Source organism: Microvirga sp. P4_G7, from assembly GCF_056401005.1.
This window is the reverse complement of the sequence record NZ_JBFUKD010000243.1, coordinates 1-4,977: the sequence shown is the minus strand read 5'-3', so window position 1 is coordinate 4,977 and position 4,977 is coordinate 1. Positions and strand designations below refer to the sequence as shown.

3 protein-coding genes and 1 pseudogene are annotated in these 4,977 nt (G+C 62.0%); 3 read left to right on the top strand and 1 reads right to left on the bottom strand.

Features of this window, described 5'->3' with window-relative positions; translation table 11 throughout:
- A pseudogene (locus AC1DT3_RS11860) lies at positions 1–368 on the top strand (valine--tRNA ligase); the annotation flags it as partial.
- A 61-nt stretch (positions 369–429) separates the two neighbouring features.
- Positions 430–1,593, top strand: coding sequence for a hypothetical protein (locus AC1DT3_RS11855; RefSeq protein ID WP_477465455.1), 1,164 nt, complete (start codon positions 430–432; stop codon positions 1,591–1,593).
- Between the two features lie 98 nt (positions 1,594–1,691).
- Here the strand turns inward: AC1DT3_RS11855 and AC1DT3_RS11850 are convergent, their stop codons facing one another.
- The gene (locus tag AC1DT3_RS11850; RefSeq protein ID WP_477465454.1) at positions 1,692–3,038 is read right to left on the bottom strand and encodes an Nramp family divalent metal transporter; all 1,347 of its coding nucleotides are present in this window, start codon (positions 3,036–3,038) and stop codon (positions 1,692–1,694) included.
- A gap of 249 nt (positions 3,039–3,287) precedes the next feature.
- Between AC1DT3_RS11850 and AC1DT3_RS11845 the strand changes: the two genes are divergently transcribed.
- A partial coding sequence (locus tag AC1DT3_RS11845; RefSeq protein ID WP_477465453.1) for an acetyl-CoA carboxylase biotin carboxylase subunit occupies positions 3,288–4,977 on the top strand: 1,690 nt, incomplete at its 3' end.

Here is a 4,977-nt window from a genome sequence, read left to right as displayed (position 1 = left end):
CTTCTTCGGCTGCCGTGCGTGCGCGCGCCGAGCGGTGGGCGGATACCATCAAGCGGTTGGCGCGCATTTCCGAGATGACGTTCGCGGATGCGGCGCCGAAGAGCTCGGTGCAGCTCATCGTTCGCGGTGAGGTGGCGGCGCTTCCTCTCGAAGGAGTCGTCGATCTGTCGGCGGAGCGTGCCCGTCTGCAGAAGGAAATTCAGAAGCTCGAGGGCGAAGTCGCCAAGATCGACGCCAAACTCGGCAACGCGGACTTCCTCAAACGTGCGCCGGAAGAGGTCGTGGACGAGCAGCGTGAACGCCGCGACGAAGCGCTCCAGCGCAAGGCCAAGATCGACGAGGCGTTGAACCGCCTCAAGGCCGCGTGAGGGTTGCTGCCATCAATGAACTCGGTGGCGGCCCTTATCGCTGCCGGTTCGGGGACTTACTATGAATTCGGAGCGGGGGAGCGAAGAGCGCACGATCGGGATCGATCTCGCGACCGTCACCCTCGTTTCCCTCGTCGCCCGGATTGCCTGGCATCTGGTGTCCCCGAGCCGTGACTGGCCCGATACGGCGATCTATCTCGAAACCGGGCATGCACTCCTGACGACGGGCCGAATGTCGTCCGGCAATTACATGCCGCTGTATCCGATCCTGATCGAGATCATCGGATACAAGCAGATCCTGACGTTTCAGATCATCCTCTCAGCGCTGTCGGCGGGGCTGGTCTATCTGGTGTCGCTCGCGCTCTTCAGGATGCGCATCGCGGCGTTGTTCGCTGCGCTCGTGTTCGCGTTGCATCCGATCGTCATCTTCTACGCGAATATGCGCCTCAGCGAGACTGTGTACGTTTTTCTGCTGCTGGCCGCATGCCTCGCGTTCTATCGCGGTCGGTTCGCCCTCGGCTCGGTGATGTTCGTCGCGGCGATCCTGATCCGGCCCATCCTCGATCTCGCGGCTCCCTTTCTCATCGTCGCCTTCTGCTTCGCGCGCGGCGAGGCACAGGTCAAACCGATCGTCCGACGTCTTGTGCTCTATGCCTTGATTTATTGCGTCGTGATGGCGCCGTGGTGGTGGCACAATTGGCAGCTCTACCACGCATTCGTGCGGCTCAGCGTCAGCACCGGAAACCTGCTGATCATCGAGAACACGCCATTCTTTGATCGGTTCGGTCTCGACTTCGACGCCATCGCACCCTCKTGGCAGAACTTCCCGCAGGCCGATCCGATCGAGCGCGATAGGGCGATGACGGCTGCCGCGGTTCAGTACATCAAGGAAAACCCCTTGCACTGGCTCTGGCGCTGCGTCGAGCGGTTGTTCCGCTTCTGGAATCCCTCGCCGGGATCGCAATCCACGCTCATCAACGTCGTCGCGCTCCTCGCGACGCTGCCCGTCATGGTGATGGCGGTGCTCGGCCTTTCGCGCATGGGTAAACGCCACTTGATCGCCGTGTCACCTTTGCTGTTGATCATCGTCTACATGTCTGCCGTTCATGCCGTGACACACGGCATCCCGCGCTACCGGCTCCCTCTCGAACCGTTCCTGATGATTTTTGCGGGGTTCTGGGTTGCACAGGTGATCGCTGGAAAGGCATCAAAAGCCTCACCCTGAGGGAGACGCAATCGCGTCTGGAAGGACGAGGCGTCTCCAGCGATCTCTAGGCGATCCTTCGAGACGCCGCTTTGCGGCTCCTCAGGATGAGGGGGCTGCTAAGCGAAGACGAAATCCACCAGCAGCTTGACGTTCAGCGCGACGATGATCGCTGCGACGGTCGCCGAGATGATCGTCAGCCACAGCGGATTGACGAGTGCGCCCATCTTCTTCTTCGACGCTGTCATGGTGACGAGGGGGATCACTGCGAAGGGAAGCTGAAGGCTCAGGATGACCTGGCTGAAGATCAGCAACTTCGCTGTCCCGCTTTCGCCGTAGGCGATCGTCACGGCGGCTGCCGGGACGATGGCGATGCCGCGCGTGACGAGGCGGCGCAGCCATGGCGGAAGCCTGAAATTGATGAACCCCTCCATGACGATCTGCCCCGCCATCGTCGCGGTGACGGTGGAGTTCAGGCCGCAACACAGGAGCGAGATGCCGAACAGCGTGGGCGCGATCGCAGAACCGAGGAGGGGCGCAAGGAGCGTGTGCGCCTCACCAAGCTCGGCGATTTCAGTCCGTCCGGTGTGGTGGAAGGCGGCTGCGGCGAGGATCAGAAGCGATGCGTTGATGGTGAGGGCGAACATCAGCGCAAGGGTCGAGTCGAGCGTCGCAAAGCGGATGGCTTCCCGTTTTTGCGGCAGGGTCTCGCCGTAGGCGCGGGTCTGCACGATGCCGGAATGCAGGTAGAGATTATGCGGCATCACTGTCGCGCCGAGAATGCCGAGCGCTAGATAGAGCATGTCGGGGTTGGTGACGATTTCGGTCGTCGGCGCGAAGCCGCGAATGACCCCGCTCCATTGCGGATCGGCCATGGCGATCTGAATGCCGAAACAGACCGCGATGACGCCGAGAAGCGTGATCACGAACGCTTCCACCCAGCGGAATCCGAGATTCTGCAGGTAGAGAATGAGGAAGACGTCGAGGGCGGTGATCAGAACGCCGATTTCGAGCGGGATGCCAAAGAGGAGATTGAGCCCGATCGCGGTACCGATGACCTCGGCGAGGTCGGTGGCGCAAATGGCGAGCTCGGCGAGGGCCCACAACACCCACGCGACCGGGGCCGGATAAGCATCGCGGCAGGCCTGTGCCAAGTCGCGTCCCGTTGCGACGGCGAGCCGTGCGCAGAGCGCCTGCAGGATGATTGCCATGATGTTCGAGATGAGCGCGACGGACAGGAGTGCGTAGCCGTATTTTGCGCCGCCTGCGATCGACGTCGCCCAGTTGCCCGGATCCATATAGCCGACCGCGACGAGATAGCCCGGACCGAGAAACGCTGCCGCGCGTTTCCATGAAGAACCGGGACGAACCGCAATCGAGCGGCTCACTTCCGGCAAAGACGGCATCGCCCGTGCACGGCGCCAACCGGCGTCGGGGGTCAGGGAAGACGGGCGCGTGGAATCCATCAGGGCTTCTTTTCTGCAGTTGCAAGTGATTTGCAATAAGAAGSTAGCGAGTTCCCATCGACCCGGCAAGTGGGAAATTGACGAAACACAGAGCTGCCCTTGCGTTCATCTTGTATGACGCGTGAATGAATGGAGAACGCGGGCCACCCGTTCGACTTATGTTCGTCGCGCGACGTCCGGATCCAAGGGTGACAACGTCCGTTGGTTTTGCTCTAGCTAGTGATCCCGAAAGCTCGATCGGAGCGCCGCATGCTCGAAAGTGTTCTCATCGCCAACCGTGGCGAAATCGCCTGCCGGATCATCCGCACGGCGCGACGGCTCGGGATGCGGACCATCGCCGTCTATTCCGAAGCAGACGCCGACGGCCTGTTCGTCCGGATGGCGGACGAAGCTCATCTGATCGGTCCGCCGCCGGCGCGCGAAAGTTACCTTCGCATCGACACGATCATCGAGGTCGCCAAGCGGACTGGCGCAGCCAGCATTCATCCGGGATACGGCTTTCTGTCCGAGCGAGCCGAATTCGCTGAGGCTTGCGCCAAGAATGGCATCGTCTTCGTCGGTCCACCGCCGGGCTCGATTCGCGCCATGGGATTGAAGGACGCGGCGAAGGCTCTCGCTCAAAAGGCTGGTGTGCCCGTCGTGCCTGGATACCACGGCGTGAAGCAAGATGCGGATTTCCTGAGGCAGAAAGCATACGAGATCGGCTATCCGGTTCTCATCAAGGCGGTCGCAGGCGGTGGCGGCAAGGGCATGCGCCGGGTCGACAAAGCCACAGATTTCGACGCGGCTCTCGAGAGCGCGCAACGGGAGGGCAAAAGTGCGTTCGGCGATCCGCGTGTGCTCGTAGAGAAATACATCCTCGCGCCCCGACACGTCGAGATCCAGGTCTTCGCGGACAAACACGGCAATGTCGTGCACCTTTTCGAGCGCGATTGTTCGCTCCAGCGCCGTCATCAGAAGGTGATCGAGGAGGCGCCGGCACCAGGCATGACGGCCGAGATGCGCGCCGTCATGGGAAAGGCGGCCGTCGAGGCGGCACGTGCAGTCGGTTACGTCGGTGCCGGCACCGTCGAGTTCATCGCCGATGGTCGCGAAGGGCTCCGTCCCGACCGGTTCTATTTCATGGAAATGAACACCCGGCTGCAGGTCGAACACCCGGTCACCGAGGGAATCACCGGATTGGATCTGGTGGAATTGCAATTCCGTGCGGCGGCCGGTGAACCACTTCCCTTCGTCCAGGACGATCTCGTCATCAAGGGGCATGCAGTCGAGGCGCGTCTCTATGCGGAGGACCCGGAAAAGGACTTCCTGCCATCCACCGGCAAACTGTGGGCGCTCGAGTTTCCGGACATCGACGGCATCCGGATCGATACCGGCGTTCAGGCCGGCGACGAGGTGACTCCCTTCTACGATCCGATGATCGCCAAGGTGATTGCGCACGGCGCGACCCGCGACGAAGCGCTGGATCGTCTGTCCCGCGCGCTATYCGAAACGATCGTCGCCGGTCCAAAGACCAATGTGGCCTTCTTGAAGGCCCTTTGCGAGGCGAGGGAATTTCGCGCTGGCCAGTTCGACACCAGCTTCATCGACAGGCATCTGGAAGCCCTTGGCGCCATTCCGCAGACGGCTGACGCGGAAGCGGTGCGCCTTGGCGTCCTGCGTCTGCTCGAGCTGCATTTCGAGGAGCGCAATCACGACGAATTCGTGCGCAACGACAGTGCGATTCCCTCGCCGTGGGATTCCCATGATGGCTTTCAGCTCGGGGGCGCGCGCGGTCAGGGCATGCCGGTGACGGTCGATGGAGAACGGGTGGAGGCCACGCTCGCCTGGCCGCCTTCAGACGATTCCAGGTCGGACATCGACGTCATCGTTACGATCGGCAGCGGCACATCGAGTTTCGTCAAGGATTACGCCACGGCGGACCCACGTCGTTTCGTTT

Coding starts and splice junctions, on each gene's coding strand:
- AC1DT3_RS11850 (WP_477465454.1), bottom strand. CDS start 3,038: ATGGATTCCACGCGCCCGTCTTCCCTGACCCCCGACGCCGGTTGGCGC.